General features: G+C 46.5%; 23 protein-coding genes. 9 read left to right on the top strand and 14 right to left on the bottom strand.

From position 1 onward, the window contains the following. The first annotated feature begins 173 nt into the window (after positions 1-173). The 3 genes from MHB56_RS17055 to MHB56_RS17045 all read left to right on the top strand — a co-directional run bounded on the left by MHB56_RS17055 (position 174) and on the right by MHB56_RS17045 (position 2,662). Entirely contained in the window at positions 174-1,163 is a 990-nt protein-coding gene (locus MHB56_RS17055) for a serine hydrolase domain-containing protein (RefSeq protein WP_076146865.1), read from the top strand. 93 nt (positions 1,164-1,256) lie between these two features. Further along, the gene (locus MHB56_RS17050; protein WP_036682511.1) at positions 1,257-1,595 is read left to right on the top strand and encodes a DUF4870 domain-containing protein; all 339 of its coding nucleotides are present in this window, start codon (positions 1,257-1,259) and stop codon (positions 1,593-1,595) included. A gap of 110 nt (positions 1,596-1,705) precedes the next feature. Continuing rightward, a complete protein-coding gene (locus MHB56_RS17045) occupies positions 1,706-2,662 on the top strand; it encodes a diacylglycerol/lipid kinase family protein (protein WP_076193704.1) in 957 nt (318 codons plus the stop codon). Positions 2,663-2,775: 113 nt separating this feature from the next. Here MHB56_RS17045 and MHB56_RS17040 read toward each other — a convergent pair whose 3' ends face one another. Genes MHB56_RS17040 through MHB56_RS17025 form a run of 4 tightly spaced genes read right to left on the bottom strand, consistent with a single transcriptional unit; the run spans position 2,776 to position 5,390 of the window. Continuing rightward, complete coding sequence (locus tag MHB56_RS17040; RefSeq protein ID WP_076101352.1) at positions 2,776-3,369, bottom strand: xanthine phosphoribosyltransferase; 594 nt, start codon at positions 3,367-3,369, stop codon at positions 2,776-2,778. A gap of 42 nt (positions 3,370-3,411) precedes the next feature. Then, complete coding sequence (locus MHB56_RS17035) at positions 3,412-3,714, bottom strand: hypothetical protein (RefSeq protein ID WP_038568522.1); 303 nt, start codon at positions 3,712-3,714, stop codon at positions 3,412-3,414. Positions 3,715-3,739: 25 nt separating this feature from the next. Beyond that, positions 3,740-4,558 carry a TrmB family transcriptional regulator gene (locus tag MHB56_RS17030; RefSeq protein ID WP_076124492.1) on the bottom strand — a complete coding sequence of 273 codons (819 nt, stop codon included), beginning with the start codon at positions 4,556-4,558 and terminating at the stop codon, positions 3,740-3,742. Positions 4,559-4,598: 40 nt separating this feature from the next. Next, positions 4,599-5,390, bottom strand: a complete 792-nt coding sequence (locus MHB56_RS17025; protein WP_076193702.1) for a zinc ribbon domain-containing protein — start codon at positions 5,388-5,390, stop codon at positions 4,599-4,601. 243 nt (positions 5,391-5,633) lie between these two features. On the opposite strand from MHB56_RS17025, the gene MHB56_RS17020 reads away from it, so the two are divergent. After that, positions 5,634-6,323, top strand: a complete 690-nt coding sequence (locus tag MHB56_RS17020) for a GTP pyrophosphokinase (protein ID WP_051491247.1) — start codon at positions 5,634-5,636, stop codon at positions 6,321-6,323. Positions 6,324-6,687: 364 nt separating this feature from the next. Here the strand turns inward: MHB56_RS17020 and MHB56_RS17015 are convergent, their stop codons facing one another. The 3 genes from MHB56_RS17015 to MHB56_RS17005 all read right to left on the bottom strand — a co-directional run bounded on the left by MHB56_RS17015 (position 6,688) and on the right by MHB56_RS17005 (position 11,901). Beyond that, positions 6,688-7,839 (bottom strand): WD40/YVTN/BNR-like repeat-containing protein, encoded by a 1,152-nt coding sequence (locus MHB56_RS17015; RefSeq protein WP_076282514.1) that lies wholly within the window; start codon positions 7,837-7,839, stop codon positions 6,688-6,690. A gap of 141 nt (positions 7,840-7,980) precedes the next feature. Further along, on the bottom strand, positions 7,981-8,772 hold the full coding sequence (locus MHB56_RS17010; protein ID WP_076124497.1) for a hypothetical protein: 792 nt from the start codon (positions 8,770-8,772) through the stop codon (positions 7,981-7,983). A gap of 33 nt (positions 8,773-8,805) precedes the next feature. Beyond that, positions 8,806-11,901, bottom strand: coding sequence for a DEAD/DEAH box helicase (locus tag MHB56_RS17005; RefSeq protein WP_076124498.1), 3,096 nt, complete (start codon positions 11,899-11,901; stop codon positions 8,806-8,808). Between the two features lie 463 nt (positions 11,902-12,364). Between MHB56_RS17005 and MHB56_RS17000 the strand changes: the two genes are divergently transcribed. Beyond that, a complete protein-coding gene (locus MHB56_RS17000; RefSeq protein WP_076124500.1) occupies positions 12,365-13,132 on the top strand; it encodes a TspO/MBR family protein in 768 nt (255 codons plus the stop codon). A gap of 94 nt (positions 13,133-13,226) precedes the next feature. Here the strand turns inward: MHB56_RS17000 and MHB56_RS16995 are convergent, their stop codons facing one another. The 5 genes from MHB56_RS16995 to MHB56_RS16975 all read right to left on the bottom strand — a co-directional run bounded on the left by MHB56_RS16995 (position 13,227) and on the right by MHB56_RS16975 (position 17,541). Next, complete coding sequence (locus MHB56_RS16995; RefSeq protein WP_341143784.1) at positions 13,227-13,607, bottom strand: RidA family protein; 381 nt, start codon at positions 13,605-13,607, stop codon at positions 13,227-13,229. A 93-nt stretch (positions 13,608-13,700) separates the two neighbouring features. Next, positions 13,701-14,366 (bottom strand): oxidoreductase, encoded by a 666-nt coding sequence (locus MHB56_RS16990; protein ID WP_339246153.1) that lies wholly within the window; start codon positions 14,364-14,366, stop codon positions 13,701-13,703. A gap of 19 nt (positions 14,367-14,385) precedes the next feature. Then, on the bottom strand, positions 14,386-15,660 hold the full coding sequence (locus MHB56_RS16985) for an MFS transporter (protein ID WP_051491245.1): 1,275 nt from the start codon (positions 15,658-15,660) through the stop codon (positions 14,386-14,388). A gap of 95 nt (positions 15,661-15,755) precedes the next feature. Further along, entirely contained in the window at positions 15,756-17,168 is a 1,413-nt protein-coding gene (locus MHB56_RS16980) for an ATP-binding protein (protein ID WP_076179738.1), read from the bottom strand. Positions 17,169-17,337: 169 nt separating this feature from the next. Next, on the bottom strand, positions 17,338-17,541 hold the full coding sequence (locus MHB56_RS16975) for a CsbD family protein (RefSeq protein WP_036682530.1): 204 nt from the start codon (positions 17,539-17,541) through the stop codon (positions 17,338-17,340). A 460-nt stretch (positions 17,542-18,001) separates the two neighbouring features. On the opposite strand from MHB56_RS16975, the gene MHB56_RS16970 reads away from it, so the two are divergent. The 4 genes from MHB56_RS16970 to MHB56_RS16955 all read left to right on the top strand — a co-directional run bounded on the left by MHB56_RS16970 (position 18,002) and on the right by MHB56_RS16955 (position 22,516). Next, the gene (locus tag MHB56_RS16970; RefSeq protein WP_076124505.1) at positions 18,002-18,895 is read left to right on the top strand and encodes an FMN-binding protein; all 894 of its coding nucleotides are present in this window, start codon (positions 18,002-18,004) and stop codon (positions 18,893-18,895) included. Between the two features lie 48 nt (positions 18,896-18,943). After that, positions 18,944-20,824: an FAD-dependent oxidoreductase gene (locus MHB56_RS16965; RefSeq protein ID WP_076179739.1), complete on the top strand. Its 1,881-nt coding sequence runs from the start codon at positions 18,944-18,946 to the stop codon at positions 20,822-20,824. 245 nt (positions 20,825-21,069) lie between these two features. Beyond that, on the top strand, positions 21,070-21,519 hold the full coding sequence (locus MHB56_RS16960) for a hypothetical protein (RefSeq protein ID WP_076124508.1): 450 nt from the start codon (positions 21,070-21,072) through the stop codon (positions 21,517-21,519). Between the two features lie 16 nt (positions 21,520-21,535). After that, positions 21,536-22,516 carry a polyprenyl synthetase family protein gene (locus MHB56_RS16955; RefSeq protein WP_341143783.1) on the top strand — a complete coding sequence of 327 codons (981 nt, stop codon included), beginning with the start codon at positions 21,536-21,538 and terminating at the stop codon, positions 22,514-22,516. Positions 22,517-23,085: 569 nt separating this feature from the next. On the opposite strand, the gene MHB56_RS16950 is transcribed toward MHB56_RS16955, so the two are convergent. Further along, the gene (locus MHB56_RS16950) at positions 23,086-23,970 is read right to left on the bottom strand and encodes a UbiA-like polyprenyltransferase (protein ID WP_036681005.1); all 885 of its coding nucleotides are present in this window, start codon (positions 23,968-23,970) and stop codon (positions 23,086-23,088) included. A gap of 38 nt (positions 23,971-24,008) precedes the next feature. Further along, positions 24,009-25,295: an aspartate aminotransferase family protein gene (locus tag MHB56_RS16945; RefSeq protein WP_341143782.1), complete on the bottom strand. Its 1,287-nt coding sequence runs from the start codon at positions 25,293-25,295 to the stop codon at positions 24,009-24,011. Between the last annotated feature and the right edge of the window lie 5 nt (positions 25,296-25,300).

Below are 25,300 nucleotides of genomic sequence, written 5' to 3'. Positions count from 1 at the left end.
ATATTGTATCATATTCCGGATTAACTTCCACCTTTCCTTGTAAAATGTACTATTTGGAAAATATTATTTTTTACAGCTGCCTTCGTAAGTCAGATGTCTCCAAACTGGTTAAAATAAAATAACCTAAACAGCAAGGGAAACTGCATTTATCAACAAATGAGAAGGAGATCGTTATGGCTCAGCCTGTAATTCCCCTAATGACTACCGCAGCGCCAGAAGACACCGATACACGCCTGGAGTGTCTTGAACAAGCCCATCAAGCTATCCTAAAAGAATACCCCAAGATGCATAGCATGCTTATTGTGCGTCACGGAAAACTTATCTTCGAACGTTATTATAACGACCATCATGCTGGAGCATTAAATGATCTCCGTTCTGCCACCAAAAGTTTTGTCAGCGTCCTTACGGGAATCGCTATCGGCCGTGGAGAGATGCCTGATCTCCATATTTCTGTGTCCGAGGTTCTTCGCAAGCATATTCCATACCTTCACTCCCCACATCTCTCAAAGATCACACTCCGTCATCTTCTTACCATGACTTCCGGTTTTAGCTGGATCACAGGGAAGAAGCTTGGTGAACCGCTTGTTCGGAACCTCCATCGCAGCCGCCGCTGGGGTTCCTTTGGCCTTAGCTTGAACATTATTCCAGAACAAATCGGCCAGTTCCAATATCGAAGCATCGACTCACATCTAATCTCGATAATGATTAGTGAATCTACAGGTCTTGATGCATTTTCCTATGCAGCACAGCATTTATTCACTCCACTCCGAATGGCTAATACCGCTTGGTTACCTAGCCCCGAAGGACATAGCATGGGTCATATCGGTTTGCACCTAACGTCTCGGGATATGGCTAAATTCGGAATCTGCCTGCTGAATAATGGAGTGTTTGCAGAGCAGCAAATCATCCCAGAACATTGGTTGCAGGATGCACTTACCGCTCAAGCTAAGGGATATCCAGCGTTTGGTGATTACGGATATCAGTTTTGGATCGGTACGATGAGCGGGCAGCCCTACAAGCTCGCCCACGGGCATGGCGGGCAGCAGATTCTGCTCTTTCCCAATCTGGATGCTGTAGTGGTCTTTACAGCAGAGAGCAAGACAAACAACTGGAAGAACCCTCGCAGGCTGCTTGAAAAGTATGTTCTCCCTTCAATGAGCTAAACATACTTTTTCCTGACAAGTCATAGGCTTGTAAGGAAGAAGGATTCGAACAATCAAGCCCCTTCTTCTCCAAGCAGAAGGAGAGTGAGCCCATTGTCCCCTTTTAAATCATCCACCGGATTGCCCGATAATATAGCGGGCGCGTTGTGTTACTTTTTCCCTTTTCTCGGCGGCGTCGTCTTTCTCGCATTGGAGAAACGCAGCCGCTTTGTGCTGTTCCATTCGCTGCAATCACTGATTACCTTCGGGGTGCTGATGATCCTCCACGTTCTAACCGGATTGGTCCCATTCCTCGGTCCCTTGATGAGTGCCCTCGTCTCTCTTTGCAGCTTTGGGGTGTGGCTGTTAATGATCTACCATGCCTTAAGTGGCAGGTGGTATAAACTCCCTTGGGCAGGTGATATCGCAGAAAGTCAGATTCGCCATCTGTAATCCCCCAAAAAGCAGCCCCTCTGATCGCTGAAAAGTATTCCCTTTTGCCCATCCACTCCTTACAATGTAGAAAGGGCATCAATGGAATTCTACAGGCTGGAGGAAATCATATGTATCTATTTATCATAAACCCGCGTTCCGGCGGGGGAGCAGGCGGCCGGACCTGGCATACTGTAGAGGCGCTCATGAAGGAGCGTTCGCTGCCTTTCATGTCCTTGTTTACGCACAGCGTAGAGGGTGCAGAAGCCCTTGTTTTAAATACACTAAAGCATCGCGAGGATTGGAAAGCCGTGATTGTAATCGGTGGTGACGGCACGCTCCATAGCATTTTGGGTGCACTTTGCGGCAAAGATATCCCCATGGGCGTAATCCCTGCCGGCTCCGGCAATGACACCGCCCGGGGGTTTGGCATTCCACTTTCAATAGAAGCCGCGCTGGAGGCCGCCCTTAGCGAGCGGTATATCGAAGCAGACCTGCTTTCAGGAGCAAACGGACTGACCGTAACAGCCGTTGCCAATGGCTTTGATGCTCAAGTGGCCGAGAATGTGAATGCCAGCCGATACAAAAGGCTGTGCAATGCCATTGGAGCAGGCCAGCTCGCGTATATCATCGGCATATTGCATACGCTGATGACATTCAAGCCCTGCCGGGTAAGCGTAGTCTGCGACGGTACGGAGCACGCCTTCGAGAAGGCATGGCTGGTCTCGATCTGCAACCTGCCCAGCTACGGCGGCGGGCTTTTGATCTGCCCGCAGGCAAAGGCCGATGACGGCCAGCTTGACGTCTGCGTCGTGCATGGGTGCAGCCGCGGGCAGCTGCTGCGGTTGTTCCCCACGGTACTGAAGGGCAAGCATGTGGCGTTGCCCTTCGTGTCTATGCTGCGCGGACGTAGCGTAGCTGTGGGCTTTGCCGAGGCCCGGCCTGCGATCGGCGACGGCGAGAGCCTCGGCAAAGGGCCGCTGGCCGTTCGCTGCGAGCCGGGGGCGCTGCGGGTGCTATCGCCGCTGGCGGCGGACAGCGTACAGCTGCCCGCCGACACTGCAGCGGCATGCGGCAGCAACGGGTAACCTGACCCGTGCATACCATACACACAAAAAACAGCAAGCGACTGGTTCATTACCAGTTCGCTTGCTGTTTTGTATATCCTATAGCTTTTGACTGAGAATGCATTCCAAAAGCCTCAAACAAGAGGCTCTTCCTCGTCTTCCACGAAAGTGACTCTTCCGTCCTCCAGTGAAGCAATACGCACAAGTGACTCTACGCGATATCCCGCTTCCTGCAGCAGCCGATTCCCTGGCTGGAACGCTTTTTCGATCACAATGCCAATTCCAACCACACTTCCTCCCGCCTGCTCAACAATACGGGCAAGTCCGAAGGCGGCTTCACCATTCGCCAAGAAATCATCAACAATCAGCACCCGTTCTCCGGGAGCAATGAATTTCTTCGAAACGGTAATTTCATTCGTTTCTTTCTTCGTGAAGGAGTAGACCTTCTCCACGTAAATGTCTTCTGTCAGCGTCAGCGATTTCTGCTTACGGGCAAAAATCAGCGGAACCTCCAGCTCTAATGCTGTCATAATCCCTGGAGCAATCCCCGAGGATTCTATAGTCAGCACCTTCGTAATTTCTTCGCCAGCGAACCGGCGGATAAACTCACGGCCAACCTCACGCATCAGGAAGGGGTCCATCTGATGATTCAGAAAAGAATCCACCTTGAGCACTCCTTGCCCGAGTACAATACCTTCTTTCAACACTTTTTGTCTCAACAGCTCCATAGTGCTCCTCCTTCTCCCATCATTGAATCCATTCTCCCCACATTACAGACCTGTCGGCTTCTGAGGCAATAAATTTCCAACGATCGATTTTAAATTATGATCATCCTTGCTCTTTTCCTGACCGTTATCATAACCCGTAATTCGAATCTCCAAGAAATCCCCCGGATTTACCGGTTTAAAAATCAATTTTTCGCGGTCTTCCAGTCTCACGTTAAAATTCATATCCTTAAACATTTCGACTAATTCTGCTTCTCCAGGAGATGCTCCCTTATCCAGAAACAACAGTCCACGCAATTTTTTAGGACCATCATTGTGCACCACTTCAAAATGAACGATACATTCCATGCTTCTCACCTCCCTATGATAATAACTACTGCGCCTGTTCTTCCCCATCATCGCCTTGATCATACATAACATATTTGCTATGAATTTTGCTGTAACGTTCTCCATAACGCTCTACTAATTCTGCGCCCATATCCTGCTCCAGCTCGAACAAGACCATTTCCTGTGTAAAATGATTTAATAGCAGCTCCACTAACACCGGGTGCTCTGTTACCACTGCTTGCGCGGATCCATCATCATAACGCATCCCCAGCATACACCAGCTCCGGTCAATCACAAATGAGAACTTCCGTCCATCCGCCCGCTGCGAATTTTTTCCGAATGACGGCCATACTGGGTAAGAGGCAGCAGCAGCATTGCCACCGTCAAAAGCCCATAAAAGCCTAACGCCACGCAGTTCGGCCTGTTCAAGTTCGCTCCGCAGAAGCGATGCTTCCTCGCGCCACATATCCACTACAATTTCCTGCTCTGCCATGTTAAGCTGGCGAATCAGCGCCCCCATTACATTGCGGTCGCCCTCTACATTATAAAAAGAAGGACTAACAGGCCCTCCGCGAGGCATCTCACTTTCCATATAAGCCAGCGAAGCTTGAACTCTTCCCGAGATCATCGTCGCCAGCTCCTCCGGATTGAGAACACTATACCGCGCAGGCTCTCCTTCACCACATCGTACATATCCCTGCTGTGTTAGGCGCTGAAGCGCCGCATACACATTTGATCTTGAAACTCCGAGCTGTTTGGCAACCTCATAGCCAGAAGCCTGACCTTTAGTCGCAAGCTCGACCATGATTTTGGACTCCATCTCCGTGAAGCCCAGATTGCGCAGATGCAGCAGCAGCTGTTCCATCTTGTTGTCCCCCTAAGCCCTAAGCTGACTGATATCTGTACTATATTTGCTCCGATCCACAACGCGGGCACCATAAGGAGCCCTTGGGCAATTCATTCCGACAGATTTGACACTTAATCATATCACGAACACCACTGTCCTGGGTGACTGCGGACTCCTCCTGATGTTCATTCGCGTTCCAATCGCGGATGCGACGATCCAGCTCAAGCTGTCTTTGTCTTTCCCGTTCCAGCTGATCAGCATGTCTGCGATCCCGTTCAATGTCATGTTCGTTCGCCGCATATTCCTCCAATGGAAGCTCATCATCCTCTGAAGGCAGGATCTCAGAATACACCACACTTTGCGGATGGAGCTTCATTGCAATCTCCTTCTCTTCATCCGTTAGCTCATCCGCACCATAGTATTGATCCTCATCCTCTTCGTCCTCATCCACAGTTTTGACGAATACCGGCGGTGACGGAATCTTTCTTGATGTGGTTAGCTCCTCCAGCTTACTTCCACACTTTGGACAAAAATTTGCATCGAGCGCCACAACATTGCCACAAGAACATAACCGTTCATTTTTCAGTTCAGCAATTCTTGCGCGTTGGACTTCAATTTTTTCCTGAAGCTTGGAACAGGTCCGTGCCAGTTCTACCATTTTGCCTTCAGCTACAGACATATCCTTAGAGCGATACCCTTCATAAAAAAGCCTGCCCATTTTCGTGAATTCCACTTCCATCTCACGTTCAATATCGGAAATAAGCCCGTTCAGCTTGCCGATCTCAACAGAGCTTTGTGCTTTTTCGGTAACCCGGCTCGCACTATCTTTGATTCGTTTCATAAAACTCATTACAGTTCCTCCCTCTCCAGCGATACGTGTTTCTATCATACCAAATGTATCGAACAGATTCATTAATGTGCTTTAATACGCGATTTAGCGGAGAATGTTCCTATAAATTCTTATTTTCCCTGATTTCAGACGTTATTTTGCGTCAGGGGTTCTACATCGGTTAAAATAGAATTAATCACAAATAACGAAATTGGGAGAGTTTCAGTGGAAGAACATGACAGCACACAGCTTACGCTAAAACAGATGCAGGTACACGTTAAGGATCTGCAACATTGGCAGGATAACGAGGATTTCACAAATCTTATCAATGAGTTCAAGTCTCTGCCAGCACTCTATCGCCATGCACTAAATGATCTTGAGAATAAAATCGATGTGATCAAAACGGAATGGCAGGTCCGTGACGGCTTCAGTCCCATCGAGCATGTTAAATGCCGAATTAAAGAACCCAAGAGTATCCTTCAAAAGATGGAGCGCAAAGGTTTCGAGTTCAACTTGGAAAATATGGAGCAGCACATTCACGATATTGCAGGTATGCGGATTGTATGTGCTTTTGTTAAAGATATTTACCGCCTGGTTGATCACCTCAGCACACGCGAAGACATTCGCGTATTGGAGATCAAAGATTATATAGCCCATCCCAAGCCGAATGGGTATCAAAGCCTGCATCTTATCGTCGCAATTCCGCTCGTCCTGCTGGAAGGAACACGCTGGGTCAAAGCAGAAATACAGCTGCGAACCCTAGCCATGGACTTCTGGGCAAGTATGGAACATATTCTGTATTATAAATTCGATAAGCAGCTTCCTTCGCATGTTGCGGAGGAATTGAAGGATGCCGCACGCGCCGCCGATGAACTGGATCAAAAAATGCTGCGCCTACGCCGCGAGATTCTGGAACTTGCAGAAGGGGAATCCCCTGCCGGCGGGCAGGTTTAAGCTTTCATATTTCTACATTTCTCAAAAATTAAGGGGATGTCTCATAAGCCATGACAATGGCTGCTGGGACACCCCCTTCTTTTTAATCGATTAGGCCGTTTGATCGTTACCATTTGCCGCCGAAGCAAGGTGCTATCGGACACAGCCTATCTTATTCGCAAAATAATCCTCCATTTTGCATACTAACGGACCCCAAAGTCGCTAACGGCATAAAAAACTCCGGATCTGCGCCCTCCTATATAGGATAGCTGCACTGGAGTCCGAAAACATACTGGATAGGCGATAAATGTGTGAATAACGCCTCCTGAGTCCCTAAACCTCAACCAACGGCTAATCATGACCCGGCGTTCCGCTGTATTCAGCCTCAAGGCTTACTAACCAAAGGCTTCCATGTAACGCCGCCATCTGTAGTGGTCTTTAGAAATCCTGGACCCGCCAACCAACCGTTTTTCGGCGTAACGAACTGAATGTTTTCTGCCTTCGCGAATAGCTGTGATGTCGCAATCAACCTCCAGCTTACACCCCCGTTGACAGTCGCCACCAGTTTGCCGCCCTCCTGCAAAGCCCAACCTTCACGAGCGTTCAGCCATGTTGTTCTCGCTGCCTCAGTACCGAGCAATTGAGGGCCAAGCTTCCATGTCCTGCCTCCGTTATCACTTGTGTAAAACACCATACTTCGAATCCCATCGTCAACGATCTCCAGCGGCAGGATGCCTTTCATATTGTCTTTGCCTGAGAATTTAGGCGGATAACTATTACTGTAAGTAAAGGCTGCCAGAGCAGCTGGCTTCTTTAATTGCTCCGGCTTCCAGCTCTTCCCGCCATCCGTAGTTCTGAATGTTAAAATGTATTCTTGCCCATGGTTGCTGGAGGTGATCCAGCCATTCTGGGAATCCTGAAAGGTTATCCCTGTTGGATAGGCTTTAATACTCTCCGTTAGATTTCCGATTCGCTTCCAGCTGTTCCCGCCATCAGCCGTGCGATACAAGGATTTCTCCATCATCCCGAGACCAGGTTCTGAATCCAGCAGCACATACCCGTTATTCACATCGATAAAATGAATAAAACCGCCACTGTATCCTTGCTCCCAATCCTCCGTGACGGGAAGTTTTGTCTCCTTCCAGGTCTGGCCCTGATCAGAGGTATGATAGATCAGGACAGGTTGCCCTATACCATGACTACTTATAATCCAGCCATTTGTGGCATTCAGGAAAAAGCTTGCTGCGGCAAAGATGCCTGTTTCTTGTGGAATAGGAACAATATTGCTGTCCGGATGGTACCAACTACTTCCTCCATCGTTCGTAGTCCATAATCCAGTCTTATCTATTCCCCACCCATGCTTTATGTCATTCATGCTAAATTTAGCAGGATACCCCTGCAAAGAATTCATATCCGTCTTCAGCTCAGCGGTATTTATCCCCATACTCGAATCTAAACCAAGATTATCATTTACCATGTAGGATTGCAGAAATAACCCAGCAATGATTATCGGGGCAAAAACGGCATATAGTCTCAAATGAAACCCTCCTTTTTCCATTTCCTTCTATTCTATAATCATAGACAGAGTTTAATAGTAAAAGGTTACAGAAGCTTTACACAAAGAAGAAGCCGCCTCCTCAGATAGGAAGCGGCTTCTCTAAACTCCACTGCTGTTTAACTACGCCTTACTTGCACGACGGGCAGCAGCTTCTGCTACTCGATTCATAATCAAAGTTAGGCCTTCTAGAGCCTTAGGTGTCTGAGGCAGCAAAGCTCCCCAGTCTTCCGTTACCGCTGCTACTACCGGCGATGAGGGAAATGGTCTAGCCGTAATCTCATGGAACTGCGGTCCCGGCTGGTGAAGCGAACCTTCAGCAGCCGCTTCTGCAAGCCATTCCCCAGAAGAAATTGCGGGGCCCTTGCGCTCTAGCCGTGCTAATTCTGTTGCAAGCTCACTAGCTGGGGCTGCCTCTGTCTCAGAATCATCGGCAGCTATATCAGTTTCAGCCCAAAGGGCAAATATTCCATCCAGGAGTTCTCCCTTAGTAAATCCTCTCAGAGAAAGCGCCAGCAGCGGCTCTTCAGCAAGTCGTTCTTTTATAAGCTGCAGAGTCTCCGCCTGGTTCTCTAACCCTTCCCCCTCAAAGAGGGCTTGCTCCAGCTCAGTATCTGTAGGCAGAAGCTCCAGTTCCGCCAGCCCACCCGTCAATCTCCCTTGCAGCAAAGCAAATACCTCATCCGGACTTAGCGCCAGACGCCGCAATATTTCTTTTCTACGGGCAGCATGCCATACTGGAACCTTCAGAGAGAGAGGTTGCTCCGTTCTTTGTCCCTGAGGAACAGCAGAAGTACCGACATTCCATTCACCTTTTGCCCGCGACCCTCCCGTCACTTTCCCGGGCGAAGCCGTCCATGCTGCTTTTACTAATCCAGGCACAACTTCCAGCCGCATCTCTAACAGTTCACTCATTGTTCGATCCCTCCGTATTGCTCATGTCTTTCTTTACATCCAATCCTGATCCTGCAGTTCAATAAGCTCCTTCAGTTCATGATTAGACATCTCGGTCAACCATGTTTCACCAGAACCAACAACCTGCTCCGAAAGGCTTTTCTTCCGCTCAATTAATTCGTCAATACGTTCCTCCAGCGTTCCTTGGCAAATCAGCTTATGAACTTGTACGTTCTTATCCTGCCCAATTCGGAAAGCCCGGTCTGTCGCCTGATTCTCCACTGCCGGATTCCACCAGCGATCGTAATGAATAACATGATTGGCCCGGGTTAGGTTCAAACCTACTCCGCCCGCTTTAAGAGATAACACGAAGAAGGCTGGCCCCTTGCCCTCTTGAAAATCATGCACCATCTCGTCCCGCTCCCGTTTTGGAATCCCCCCATGAAGGAACAGCGGCGATGTACCATAACGCTTAGTAAGCTTGCTCACCAGCAGCTCACCCATCGCTACGTATTGCGTAAAGATCAACACAGATTCGCCAACTTCAGCGACACTGTCCAGCACCTCGAACATAACCTCCATTTTACCGGAATGTTCATTGCGTGGACTCCGTCCTTCTTCTTTCCGGAATAGCTGAGGATGATCGCAAATCTGCTTCAGCTTCGTCAGAGAGGATAACACCAGTCCACGGCGAGCCATACCACTGCTCTCCCCGATCACACCGAGCATTTCATCCACGACACCCTGATACAGGGCAGCTTGGGTCTCGGTCAGCGGGCAATAAGACTTCAGCTCCAGCTTCTCCGGTAAATCCTTAGAAATATCCGGGTCACTCTTCAGACGCCGCAACAGGAAGGGGGATACCAAGCGATGTAGCTCCCGCAGGCGTTCCCCACCTTCACCAGACACATAACGCTGCCGGAAGGAATGATAGGTTCCTAAATAGCCCGGGTTTAAAAAGTGGAAAATAGACCATAACTCGCCAAGTCTGTTCTCTACCGGAGTACCTGTCATAGCTATGCGATGCGGTGCCGATAATTTCATCACACTCTGTGCCTGCTTCGTCCGGTGATTTTTAATATATTGAGCTTCATCCAGCACTACTGTTGACCACTGGACATTGGCTAAATCCTCGCTGTCACGCCCTGCCAAGTGATAGGTCGTCAGTACGATATCATGACTGGTTGCCAGTTCTAAGAAGCTATCTCCCCGAACACGGCGTCCACCATGATGTATGTGTACATTAAGCGAAGGAGCAAAGCGCTGCAGCTCCCGCTGCCAGTTGCCAAGAAGCGAAGTTGGGCAGAGAATCAACACAGGCTCCTGCTTCTCTTCAGGGGGAGCACTTAACGCCCGGTCCAGCAGGCAGGTGATAACCTGCACCGTTTTACCTAGACCCATATCATCGGCGAGACATACCCCAAAACCCAGACCACTGAGCTCGGCCAGCCATTGATAACCCCGCTCCTGATAAGGTCTTAAAGTTCCATGCAGACCTTCAGGTACGGGACGCACCGGAAGATTACGTAATACATCTCCGCGCATAAGTGATGCCAACAGCCCGGATGTCTCCATCCCAGTGACGGACATTCCTTTCCAGAGCCGATCCTCACCATCCTCGGCTTCTAGGCGCATCCAATCCGCGGCAGTCATTTCTCCGTTTTCATGGCGTTTCATATATCTAAGAACCTGGCGGATTTCTTTAGGATCTATCTCGATCCATTCCCCGCGGAAACGTACAAAAGGTACACCGGCCTCTACTAATGCATTTAATTCTTCCTCACTAATCGTACTATCTCCAAGCGAGGCCTCAATACGGAACGAGATCAGCTCTTCCATACCCAGAGCTGCGGGCGCCGGACTATCGCCCCCGTTCACGCCCGGCTGCATTTTCATCTTCATGCCAATGCGGCGGCGTCCCTCACGGCTCCAGCGCGAAGGCATCTGCACCGTTATTCCCCGATCGCGCAGCTGCTGCACCGTCTCCTTCAAAAAGAAATAAAGACGCTCCGGTTCCAAATCCGCCCCCGTAGGCGCAGGCTTAGCAAGAGCGCGCTGAATATCCGGCGATATCTTCGCAGCCCGGCCCAGCGCTATAAGCAGCTGCTGCTGGATATTGCGATAGCGTTTACCCCATAACGTAAACTCTCGTTCTTTACTACTCCAGATCGATTTGGCGGGAAACCAGAATTCCCCTTCTTCCTTATTCTCCGCCCAGAAGGTTAACCGCCAGACTTCATTATTGTTTTCATTGTCTTCTGGCGGCTCCAGCCGTAGCCCAAGACCCAGCTGCCCGCTCCGTGCTTCCTCTGGCTCTGAATGTGGCACATCGCTGCCAGCGGTCTCGTTCACAGTGACCAAAAGGTCTGTCACCTCTGCCGGAGTTCCTTGCACGGGTATATCTCGGCTTCCCGTGAGAAGGCTATTCCACCACAGTTCAGTTAAAGGGGAATAACCCCGGCGATAATTCGCTTTATAAGGGATTAACTCACTTTCAATGCCCGCAATTACTTTTTTTATCTCAGCAGTCATTACAGCCTGCATAAAGGAGTAAAGCACATATGCTCCAGCCTCATCACGAGAGGATAAATCCCCTGCCTCTGCGATATGCGTTCCTAGTGCAAGAACAGGCATGGATGCTGCCAGCTGCAGAAAGATCTCTTTGTCCTCCTGCTTTCGGAAAGCTGGCGACCAGCAGACCGTCGCCGCCTGTTCGCCGCCGCGGCGACGTGAGCCCACAGGGCGTGGTGGCAAGGCCCCCGGCGTAATCCCGCCCGTACCCATCAGCTCCAGCGCAAAACGTGCCGCTGCTGCCCAGTAACGCAGTTCGCCGCCTGGCTCCACTCCCTGATCTCGGCATAACGTCTCATCCCATGCCAGAAGCAGTTGAAATGCATCGCTAGGAACCAAGGCGAGCCCTTCGAACGTTCGTCCGGGCAATCCGCGCCGGGCTGGCTTCCCCTCTACAGGGGGAGCCGGATATTTCACTTCTGCCAGACGCAGAGCAGCAGTTGCAAAAGGACGCACTCCTCCCTGTAGCTCCATCCGCTTCACTACGCGAGTCCAAGCGTCAACCTTCGGCTCCGAAGTTTCGCCAGAGAAGCAAAATAAAACGTCCCCTAACCATATTGCATACAGATGCTTAGTCATCGGTGATCTCCTGTCTTTTAAGCAAGCAAAAAAAGAACCAGCCCCCCACCATCAGGAAGGGTAACTGCAACCTTTTCCGCGAGAAATAAATTTTGAAGCTATACAAGTAGAAGCCGCTTCTTCCTCTTTTAGAGAGGCTATGCGCTCCTGCGGTAAATATAAGGATAAAGAACTAGGACAAAACTTATATTTTCTTGAATCTTCATCTCTTCATCTTATACGAAAAAGCGCTGATTTAAAAACATTTCTGCATATTTTCTGTAGATTTTTATGAAATAAAGTTGAAGGATATAGAAACACCCAGTAATTTGATTCATTTAAAATACCCCGCACTACTGCCCTGCTATCCAAGAATGTTATGACTCACTAGTCACTTCTTTTCTTTTTATAGTCTTAATTAGGCCAAAAAGGGGTATATTCTAAATAAGCAACACCCTATTAAAAAAGCTAGGGAGTGAATTATTTGAGACGTTATAATCCTTATAAATGGTGGAACCTCGTATTCTTTGTGGGTGTAATTATCGTAAATGTGCTGGCGGTAACCTTGCCTTTGGGCGGAAACAGTACAGGAGAAATCTCTGACAAATATAAGACTTACATGACTCCTGCTGGCTACGCGTTCTCCATTTGGTCGCTGATCTACCTTTTGTTAGCCGGTTTCGTTATTTATCAATTCCGCTCCTATACAAGTTCTAGGGATTCTGTACGAGCTATTTCGTTCTGGTTTATCCTGAGCTGTGTTTTTAATATGAGCTGGCTTTTCCTCTGGCAGTATCTATACATCGAGCTTTCTTTGATTGCCATGGTGTTAATGTTAATTTCCATCATTGTTATCTATCGCCGAACGCGCCAGATCGCAAATCCTACTTCAGGTGAGAAATGGCTGATCAAGCTACCCTTTAGTATATACCTTGGCTGGATCTCTGTGGCGACTATCGTGAATGTTAGCGTTGTTCTGGAGAAAAATCATTGGGATGGGTTTGGACTTAGCGGGATAACTTGGGCCGTGATCATGCTCTGCGTGGGGACACTGCTTGCGGTGTTAGTCAGCTATCCTAACCGAGACAGCATCTATCCTCTGGTCTTCGTATGGGCTTTCATCGCGATCGCCTTGGAACATAGAGAAGCTAATGCAGTCTTTGTAACGGGCACAGTAACGGCAGGTCTTCTGCTGCTCTACAGCATTTGGCTATTGCTCACACCACGCCGCAGAAGATACAGCAGATATTGATTGTCCTCTTGATAATATAAAAAGGCAGGCTAAGAAGGTGATCCTCCTTAACCCGCCTTTTTTTGTAGAATAATCTAGAAGTGCGAAATCATATTTATTTCTTACGTGCTATCGCTTCGATCTCAACAAGTCCGTCTTTGGGCAGCCGAGCAACCTCAATGGCACTGCGGGCAGGATAAGGTTCTTTAAAGAAAGTGCTGTAAACCTCGTTAACTGCTGCAAAATCATTCATATCTTTTAGGAATACGGTGGTCTTCACTACATGATCCAGTGATGCACCAGCTTCCTCAAGAATAGCTTGTACATTGCTAAGTGCTTGACGAGCTTGTTCCTGAACGCCTTCAGCCAAATTCCCTGTCTCGGGATTAAGGCCCAGTTGTCCTGAAGTGTATACCCAACTACCGGTGGTAATGGCTTGACTATAAGGACCAATGGCTCCTGGTGCTTTTGTAGTAGCTACTTGTTTTTTACTCATCTTGTTACCCCTCTCCATTAAACGCTGATCATTTATTGTCCATTGTAAGTCCTGTTCTCACCGTAATGCAAATTTATTAGCAGCCCGAAAAACTTAACGTTTTCCAATCACATGTATTACTTCATTCGTGTAGATATGCAAACCATGCGTGTCAGCAGAGGCAATGTTAACCATAGCTCTCGCCACAGTTACACCAGGTATGGCACGATATTTAGCCGCTTTGCCAACCATCACAAACTCCAGCGCTTTCATCAATCTAGCCGCGACGCGTTCTCCCAGTCTGAATTCCTTACGATGACCCAGCAGCAAGGATGGCCGAAACAAATGCAGCCCTTGAAAACCGATTTTGCTTAACGCTTCCTCTGCTCTCCCCTTAGTCCGACTGTAGAAATTGCGCGATTTGGCATCTGCCCCCATGGATGAAACAACCAAGAACTGTTTAACACCGTGATCTCTCGCAATAGCAGCAGCTGCAAGCGGATAATCCAGATCGACACGTTCGAACTGCTCTTGTGAACCTGCCTTCTTGATCGTAGTCCCGAGGCAACAGAAGATGGAATGAACGCCTTCGAACGAATCGCTATACTCCGCCAGGCTCTCCCAATCCACAACGATTTGCTTAAGCTTAGGATGTTCTAAAGCTAATGGAGTCCGTACAAGCACTCTCACCTCACCCCAACCTTCACGATTCAGCAATTCCTCCGTAACCGCTTTCCCTACTAATCCAGTAGCCCCTAATACCAACGCAATCCTTAACATGGAATAGTCCCCTTTACTTCTATTCGTCCTTTAGAATACGACGGCCCAGCAGGAAGGCAAGAGCGATCATAAGCGTTCCCACTACCAACTGCATACCGTATACTTGGGTCCATTGCGGCCAGTGGGCAATTTTTTCATACAGCTGTCCCCCAATAAGGGGACCAAAAAAGGATGATAAACCCGTAAGCGCCGCATAGGTCGCCATATACATAGGCCGTTCTTTTTTCGGCGTGTCTCCAATAATAAAATTAAAGGCCAGCTGGTTGAAACCGCCTACACCTACACCAAAAACAATATGAGCGGCAAACAACACCAACAGCATCGGCAACACAGACAAGAGTCCCCACATCAACGAGGACAAGGCAATAATCGGCAACGTAAAGAACAACAGACGTTTATTGCTATATTTTGCATTTAGATTACCCCAAACGTAGAAACTAGCCATCATAAAAAGAGTCTGGGACACATTAAGCAGTGATAACGTTTCATAATTTATATGAAGTAACTGCAACATGACATACGAGTATAGCGGAACAGTTAAATTCTGCAGCAGCAACCAGGCGGCCAGAAACAAAGTAGACTTCATAAATAAAGTATCTTTAAGCGGTTTCTTAAACATCGGCAAAAATTTATGTTCTTCCGATTTCTCGAAAGGCACGTCGGGATAAAAAAAGAATACAACGACGTTAGAGATCGCGAAGATCCACACAACAATATAAAGAATCAGAAAACCATGGCTACCGGGATAACGATCCAAAACGATACCCCCACCGTACATCACCAGACTACCGAGTGCATTCAGGAACGTATTACGAATCCCAAAATAACGTCCACGCACACGTGCCGGAACAAGATCGCTGATCACAGAGCTCCATAGCACACCACCTGCCGTATTAGCAATAAATGCAGTAGTATATAAGGCTATAAAAGCCATGACCCAATACTCTTTAGGAAAAATAAACGGAATTAGCCCCGTAGAACTCCAAAGTATCCTATGCAGGCCGATAAAAGTAACCATAGCCCATTTGCGGCTTGGCAGCTTCTGGATCAAAAAAGCTACCCCGATCTGCATCACATTAACCAAAGTGGTAAGCGCTAGCACAAATCCAATTTGACTTGAAGTGGCTCCTAAATATAGTAGGAATCCTGTTAGAAACTGCCCTTGCAGCAGGACCTGGAAAATGGTCGATGGCACACCTTCCCAGGTAGCAATGCGCAAATTTCTGCGATGTACTGAGGTTTTACGGACACGCTTTGAACTAGTAACTGTGTGCTTAGTTTCCATGTTGTTCATAGAAAGGGGTAACACTCCTTTGATGCGGCATTTGCTTCATTCTACTCCGCATCAATCTACTGTCAATACGCCAAATTAACAAATAATATTGGAGCTTACTCTTCTATGAATTCGAGGGGTAAATAAAGCGAAAAACGACTCCCTTTACCCTCCTCACTTTCTAAAGTAATGAACCCTCCGAGCAGTCTCGCCAAATCATTACTAATAGAAAGTCCTAATCCTGTTCCGCCATATTTTCGACTAATTGTTCTATCCGCCTGTTGGAAGGCTTCAAAGATCATGGCATGCTTCTCTGGTGCAATACCTATCCCACTATCTTCTACCTCAAATACAATCCAATGCTTCACAATAGCTCTTTCCCCACGTTCCTCTTGACGAATACGGAGTGCGACATGGCCAGACTTTGTAAATTTAAAAGCATTAGAGAGCAAATTACGCAGGATCTGCTGAATCCGCTGTGGATCGGAATGAATCATTTGCGGGATATTTTCTTCCATAGCAATAGTAAATTCCAATTCCTTTTGTTTAGCCGTGACAGCGAATTGCATAGCCAGGATCTCTGGGATCTCAATAACACTTAAATCTTCATTTATAATATCCAATCGACCTGCTTCCACTTTGGACAGATCTAATATATCGCCAATTATCATCAATAATTCTTCACCAGAACGGCGGATAATGGCTGCATACTCACTCATTTCTGCTTCCGTAAGAGAATTATCATTGTCTTCAATTAATTGCGATAAATTAATGATGCTATTCAGTGGTGTTCGAAGCTCATGAGACATATTGGCCAAAAATTCGGATTTAAATTGCGAAGCCATCATTAACTGATCGGCACGTTCTTCAAGCGCTATCTTATTCTTATGCAGCTCCTCCGTCTGGGCAGACAGTTGTTCATTAGCACGCTGAATCTGCACATTCCGTAAGAGTCCTAATTGAAAGTCACGAATAATTAAGGAGAATAGAACACTTAGAATCAACCCCGCAGGGAAAGTAATCGGCATAATCTCTCTTATGTACTCTGGGGCGGGAATCACACCAAACACCATAATGTTGATTGCATTCATTACATTTACGACTAGAATCACGATCAAACCTTTGTTCACTATACATAAGCTAGATCGTCTGACCCAGTAGCTAAGCGCAGCACAAACAAATCCTAGAATGGACAAATTAATTGTACCAGCCATTGCTGCCTCATTTACTCCAAAAGTTAACCGTGTAAGACCTGTTCCTATACCAATCAAAACAAGAATGAAAGGATGCGGATAAGCCAGCGTTGAAATAATAAGTGGCACAAAACGCAAATCAAAAATCACATGCTCATCCAGCCTATATCCAAAAAGAGTACTAATCCACCCGGCAAAGATGGCCAGTAATACCCAGCTTACTTTCTTTATTCTTACACTTGCATTTGAAATGGTGCTTTTATATATAAGATTAGCCAAATAGGCTACAGCTATTAGCATCGCGGTGTTTCCAAAAAATATTTTAAGATAACCCATAGATTCACTCCCACCTTGGCAAAATAAATTACAACTTTCATCTCATAATACTACCATACTAAAGCCCTATTCGATAACTAACCGCCCAAGGACGCAGAAGAAGAGCGCAAATCAGATGCGATTTGCGCTCTTCTTCTGGAATTTTATTATAAACGTCATTAGTAACGAATTAATCGCGGTAGGAACGTCCCCAAGTTTGGTACTCTTTTTCCGCGTCTTCTTTCGTGTGTCCATAACGTTCTTGTAGTTTACCTACTAATTTATCCTTTTCACCATCAATTACGTCAAGATCATCATCTGTAAGCTTGCCCCATTGCTTCTTGGCCTCGCCTTTGAGCTGTTTCCATTTCCCTTTAAATACATTGTTGTCCATTATAAGCTCATCTCCTTAGCTGAATTAATTAGGGTAGGATCGTTATCCTGTGTTACCTTTACTTACCCTTCCCCATTCGCTATGAATCTTTCCACCATTCATGGCATTAGCAAATTAAGTCGTATTCTGTCACATATATTTTTAAATTTATGTATTCAAATCTTTTAAAATTTGATATAATCCAGATATAAATTAAATATTTAATTTTTTAAGTGATTTATTTCACAAATGTTTTCCTAGTCCATGTGCTAGAATGCCATCGGAGATAAAACAACATCATTAAATTTTTTTCTAATCTATGCCGATATAAGTCATGATACTGTTACAAACGGGTAATGAGGTATGAGATTAAAGTGACAAATATCATTTATAAAGTGATTTTTATCACTTCGCTCGACTATTAAAATGTTTTACATTTTAATATATATATTTTAAACTATATTTTTGGAGGTCATTTGAAATGAAAAAAGCTTCTGTTATCTTGTCGAGCGCACTTATCCTTGGATTGCTCGCAGGTTGTGGTAACAACACAGACAACGCCGCAGCCCCTACTAACGCACCAGCTGAAACAACTGCTCCTGCAACAAATTCCGGTAACGCTGGAACTGAAGCTGGACAGTACAAAGACGGAGTTTACTACGGTACTGCTGACGTTGATGCTAAAACTGGCTGGCAATATTTCGCACTCTTAACTGTAGAAGGTGGAAAGATCACTAAAGCTGACTGGGATGCCTTTAACGTTAACACTGCAGGCGACCTGAAGAAAAAAGTTTCCGAAGATGGTAAATATGGAATGAAAGCTGGCGGTGCTTCTTCTGAATGGCACGAGCAAGCAGCTAAAGCTGAAGAATTCCTGATCGAAAAACAAGATCCAGCAGCTATAACTTTTGATGCTGAGGGGAAAACTGATGCCATCTCTGGTGTATCCGTACACGTATCTGACTTTGTAAAAGCTGCTCAAGCTGCTCTTGCTGCTGGTCCAGTAGAAGCTGGTCAATATAAAGACGGAGGCTACCATGCTGAAGGCGAAATGGACGCTGAATCCGGTTGGAAATCCACTGTTGACCTGACTGTTGCTAACGGTAATGTTGTAGCTGTTAAATTCAGTGGTTTGAATGCTGCTGGCGATGACAAGAAGCAATTCTCCGTTGATGGTAAATATGGTATGAAAGCTGGCGGCGCTTCTGCTGAATGGCATGAAGAAATCGCTTTGGCTGAAAAATACTTCCTTGAAAACAAAGGTACTGCTCCAACGCTTGATGCTGAAGGCAAAACTGATGCAATTTCCGGCGTGAGTATTCATGTTGGTGAATATTTTACACTTGCAGAAAAAGCACTCGAAGGCGCGAAATAATTTCGCAGGACCTTCTGCAGCTAATCAGACGAATGAGGTGAATTTCTCTTGAAGAAAATAGTCATTTTGGGCGGCGGCTACGGCGGCGTACTCACGGCTAAGAAACTGGCAAAGAAATTTAAGAAAAACAAAGATGTTGAAATTACACTGATCGACCGGAATCCATATCACACTCTATTGACTGAGCTGCATGAGGTTGCCGCGAACCGTGCTCCAGAGGATTCAATCAAGATCGATCTTAAGAAAATTTTTGCGGGCCTTAAAGTAGATGTTGTTCTTGATGAGATCAGCAATATCGATTTCAAAAACAGAAAACTTAAGTCCGATAAAGCTACCTACGCGTACGATTACCTTGTAATCGGCACAGGTAGCAAACCAACCTTCTTCGGCATTCCAGGCGCAGAAGAAAACACCTTCTCCTTCTGGTCTTACGATGATGCGGTAGCATTGAAACGCCAAATCCGCGATATGTATACCAAGGCGGCTATGGAGAAAAATCCAGCTGTACGCCGTGCTATGCTAACGTTCGTTATTATCGGTGCCGGCTTTACTGGTGTCGAGCTGGTTGGTGAAATGGCTGAACAACGCGAGGAATTATGCAAGGAGTTCTTTATCGACCCATCCGAAGTAAGACTGATTGTGGCTGATATGGCTCCGAAGATTCTGCCTATCCTTCCAGATAAGCTGATTCAAAAAGCTGAAGCTCGCCTTCGTAAGCTGAACGTGGAAATCGTTACTGGCGCTAAAATCACCGAAGTAGGCAATGGTAGTGTTGCACTTGGTGAGAAAAACGTCGTTGATTCCCAAACAATTGTTTGGACTGCTGGTGTTGAAGGCTCCGAAATCGTTGGTGGACTTGAAGTTCAACAACAAGGCCGCAAACGGATTGTTACGAATGAGAATCTGGAAAGTGTAGATCATAAGAACGTCTACGTAGTAGGGGACAACATTTTCTACATTCCTGAAGGTGAAACTCGTCCTGTACCACAAATGGTTGAGAACGCTGAACAAGCCGCTCCGATTGTTGCTGGCAACATTGCCGCCGACATTCAGAACACTGCTAAAAAAGCTTACAAACCAGGTTTCCACGGTACAATGGTCTCCATTGGTAGCCGCTACGGTGTAGCAAACGTTGGTCTGCCAGGTAAGTTCTTTATGCTTACTGGATTCATGGCAATGCTATCTAAACACTTTATTAATATGTTCTACCTTTCTCAGGTTGTCGGATTCAATAAAGTATGGACATATATGATGCATGAATTCTTCCATGTTGAGAACCGCAAGAGCTTCTTGGGTGGTCACTTCTCCAAACGTTCACCTAATTTCTGGCTCGTTCCACTTCGTGTTCTACTTGGGGGTATGTGGTTATACGAAGGTATTGAGAAGATCCAAAAGATTTGGAAAGATCCAGATAAGATTTTCTTGATTCCAGCTGCTCCTTTTGCAACGGATGCTTCATCAGCAGCCAGTGTTGCAGTAGATGCAGTTAAAGACACCGTAGATGCACAATCTGCAGCTTCAGCAGTATCCACTGCAAAAGAAGCAGTTGAAGCGTTGCCTGTACCTAACTTCGTATACAACATTACAAACTGGTTCATGGATTTGATGTTTTACAACAACGACGGAAGTTACACTTTCCTCGCGAAATGGTTCCAAATCGGTATGGTATGTGCAGAAATCGTCTTCGGTATTATGCTCATCGTTGGTCTCTTCACAGCACTTGCTTCTATAGCGACCGTAGGCATGTCGGTCATGATTTGGTCAACCAAAATGGCCTCGACAGAAATGTTATGGTACGTTGCTGCTGGTATTGCCTGCATCGGCGGATCGGGAAGCACACTTGGTCTAGACTACTATGTACTTCCTTGGCTTAAGAAACAGTGGAAGAGAATTCCGCTCGTCAGACGATGGTATCTATACACCGACTGATAATAAAACCCTGAATTTGTGTAATTTATCATATAGAACATATGTGCAAATTGTATTTTATTAGGGTTAAATATGGATATACTTCAGAGTAATGTGTCCCTAGGACACATTACTCTCCTTATTTACAAGAAGAAAATAACCTTCCTAATCCTAGGAAATGGTGGTTTTTTCTTGAATGAATGGTTTTGTAGGGATGATCGGGGTATGGTTTCTTCCGGCAAAACCGACAAGAAGGAGAGAATCTTGTGAACAAACAACTCATAGAAGATACCCTCCGGTTGTTGCATACTGAAATGTCACCTATTGCCGGAATTGAGCTTCAGCCCTCTCCGGCTGCATGTGAACAGCTAATCTCGGTACTGGAACGCCATGATCTGGAATACAGCCGCAAAGTCAATTTGCTGGGTATTTACACTATTCTCACTTTGGCAGCAGAGCGCCATATGGAATGTATCCCACATCATCCCGACCTTACACGCAACATTTTGGATGGAGATTATTTGTATAGCTTTTACCTGCAGTTTGCGGTGAAATGCCGTGAGCTCGACTTAGTTGCTTATCTAGCTCCTTCGATCAAAAAAATGCAGATTAGACGGTCAAATGGAGACTTCGCGGAACATGATCCAGCTACTGGAATCGAAGAGTTCTTGATTCAAGAGTGCAGACAGCGTAGTCGCACAAGCAAAGCCATTTGACAGGTGGGATCCATAAATGAAGCTGCATGAGGCCTTAAATATAGACATAAATGAAATCAACCGCGAAATCGTAAACCTTGTGACGCGTGATAAAGATGTACCTAAGAAATCTCAGCTCGCGCAAAGTGTTCTAGAGCTTATAAATTCCGGTGGTAAACGCCTTCGTCCCCTCATGGTCATTGTTGGCAGTCGGTTTGGCCGTAAGGATACCGGTCGCAGAGCGCTTCAATTAGCTGCTGCTGCTGAATTTATTCATGCCGCCTCATTAATTCATGATGATATCATTGACCGTTCAGAGTTACGGCGGGGCGTACCCGCCTTACATATTAAGACGGGTACATTGTCAGCAGTACATGTTGGTAATTACATGTCCGCTCGGGTCATCGAGCTGTTGAGCAAATATACAGGAGATAAAAACAGATACGTTCATGACTTATCCTCTGTAGCCACCGCTCAGCTGTGTCTGGGTGAATATCAGCAAATGGAACATGCTTTTGATTATGAAATTACAATGGATCAGTATTTGGAGAAATCCTTAAACAAAACCGCTCTTCTTATGGCAACCTGCTTACGGGTTGGTGCACTGTCCACTGAAAGCACCGAAGAAGTTGCCAATCTCCTTTATAATTTTGGAGAAGCCTTAGGGATGTCCTTTCAGATACAAGATGACTTGCTAGATTTCACACAGTCCGCCGATGTCCTAGGCAAACCTGCCGGTAGCGACCTGCGACATGGTCAGGTCACCCTGCCAGTGCTGTACGCCTTGCAGGACCCTAAGCTCTCGCCTGTGATCCGTGCAATCGGCCCGGATTCTTCCGACGCTGAAGTAGCATATGTGCTCACCCTAATTAACAATAGCGATGCCCTCGCTCGCGCTGAAAGGGTCAGCCAGAACTATCTGGATAAAGCTGCAGCTATTGTGCAGCAGCTCTCCTCCTACCCGGCGCATGCTGATCTGGAAACGTTGCTGCAATATTTTGCGGACCGTGATCGCTAAAGCGTACGATCTAATACAAATAAAAACGGATACCTCCATTCACTTGGGGGTATCCGTTTTTTTGCTTTAAACAAATCATTTCATTGATCTTGTCGCAAATTCAAACTGCTATTTTTCTGCTTCAACAAGACAAGCTAAACACGCAAACGCAGCGTAGCGCACATGAGCTAATTTAGTCATTCTACTCCATCGGATATAATTAGGGAAAACCTCCCTAAAATTAGCTAATAATCGTTTGAAAACCACGATATTAGGGAATTCCTCCCTAATAAAGTACACTTTAGCATGCTTTTAAGAGTAACCAGCTGTATTTCAGGGAGAAATTCCCTAAAACAGAGTCAAAGGATAAAAAACTCAATAAGATTAGGGAGGTTTTCCCTAATCTTTGCATTCAACTCGTAGCTTCCCCCTTGCAGAGCGGGGAACCGAGTCAACACAAAAAAAGAAAGCTAGCGTAGCCAGCTTTCCAATTCCCTTGCCTACCCAAAAGGGGTAGGCTATTGTCTTTTGTTGTTAGTTTGAGGGCAATGCGCCAATGCTCAGCCAGCCTGCTCACCAAAGCCAGCCCCCTAACTAACATAGAAAAAATCAATCAGCGTACACAATAATATCACTATGCTGATTACCTGATTTAGATTATAAGAAGCCACCTTCATCAGCTTACGATTCGAAGGTTTTATAATCTTATGCTCGGTCATCAGGAGCAATGTAGCGATACCAATCCCAACTAAATACATCCATCCGAGATCCTGCCATACGTATAGAAATAATAGCAGCATAATCATAATGAAGTGTAGACCTTTGGCGATACGCAGCGCATTCTCTAATCCAAAGAAGCTCGGAATAGACCATAACCCATGCCGCCGGTCAAATTCAATGTCCTGAGTGCCGTAGATAATATCAAATCCGGCAATCCAGAGCATAACTACCGTCCCGATCACAAACGGGGTAAATGCGATATTTCCGGTTACGGCAAACCATGCACCAATCGGTGCGGAAGCAATAACAAAGCCTAAATATAAATGGCTTAGAAAGGTAAAACGTTTTGTATAAGAATAAGTCGATATTAACACGATTGCTACCGGCGATAAGAGCAGGCAGAGCAAGTTCAGCATGCCTGAAGCCACAATAAAGATGGCATAATTGACAATAACAAAGACAACCACTTCTTTTTCTGCCAATAACCGTTGTGGCAAATGCCGATGTGCCGTACGAGGATTCTGTTCATCAAACGTACGGTCTGCCAGCCGATTGAATGCATTAGCGCCATTACGGGCACCGATCAATGCAATCAGACCCCAGATCATCACATGCCCTGATGGCCAGCCCCCAGCAGCCCACACCATCGAGATAATGGCAAACGGCAGCGAAAAAAGCGTATGAGAGAACATCACCAGTTCACTGAACATTTTAAGCTTTAGGCCTGCAGTTTTAAAAATGTTTAGAATAGCCATTCGTTTTCCTCTTTCTTCGCTACTTGAAATTCATTATATTAGTCATTAAGCTCCGCAAGGACTTCATTCAGGTTGTAAAGCAGCCCGTCGATATCCTCTTCCGTAATAATCATCGGCGGTTGAAAGGCTAGTACGTTGCGTCCTATGCCATTTTTGCCGATCAGGTATCCTCTGTCTTTCATCGCTTCCAGTACTTGATCTGTAAGCGCCGCAGAGCCTTCTGCATCCTCACCAGCAAGCTCCGCTCCCAACATAAGCCCAATTCCCCGTACATCCACAATAAGCGAAGGATAACGGTCTTGAAGGGTCTTTAGCCCTGCTTTCAATCGTTCTCCGAGCAGCACTGAGCGTTCAGGAAGCCGTTCATCGCGAATATAATCAAGCACAGCCAGCGCCGTTGCAGCAGATACCGGATTGCCTCCAAAGGTTGAAGCCGACGGACGGTTCAGCGCGAGTGCAATCTCATCCGTTGTCGCAAAGGCTGCCACCGGAATTCCATTCCCCAGTGCCTTGGCCATACTTATAATATCGGGCACTACGTCAAAATGCTCCATAGCAAATATTTTGCCTGTACGACCAAATCCAGTTTGAATTTCATCAGCGATCAGAAGCACGCCGTATCTCTCCAGCAACATTTTGACCTCACTGAAATAGGTTGGCGTTGGCATAATCATACCACCATTGCCTTGGATTGGCTCTACGATCATTGCGGCGATAGTATTCCCCTTCTCCTCAAGCACTCGCTCCAGAGATTCCAGGGATAGTGCAGCGGCTTCCTCTAGAGATAGTTCTGGATGATATGGGCGAGGAATAAACTCAACGTCATGATCCAAGTATTTATCGGTACGCCACATCGGCAGACCTGTCACGCTCATAGTTAGATTGGTACGGCCGTGTAGACCACTTTCCAGTGCAATGAACCCCTTGCGTCCTGTATACATCCGAGCGAGCAGCAGTGCGCCTTCATTAGCCTCTGAGCCGCTGTTCACGAAAAAGGTTCGGCGTAGACCGCCTGGCATAACCTCTTCCAGACGTTCAGCCAAATCCACATTTGGCTGAGTTAAATAGATCGTAGACGTATGCTGCAGCTGCTGCAGTTGCTCAATCGTATGTTCAGTTATGGCTGGATTGCAGTGCCCACAGGCAACTACAGATACACCTGCGAAGAAATCTGTATATTGTTTGCCATTTTCATCATACACAAACTGCATCGAACCTCGCACAAGCTGAGGCGCATCGCGGTAAAAATGCTGTGTACACGGATAGAAATATTGCTTACGCTTTGCCGCTACGGCTTCTCTTCCGATGAATTCTTGTTGTTCCATGATTG

The organism is Paenibacillus sp. FSL H8-0315, from assembly GCF_038005365.1.
Classification (GTDB): Bacteria; Bacillota; Bacilli; order Paenibacillales; family Paenibacillaceae; genus Paenibacillus_AQ; species Paenibacillus_AQ odorifer.
Note: the sequence above shows the minus strand (reverse complement) of the source record. Positions and strands in the feature narration are given on the sequence as shown.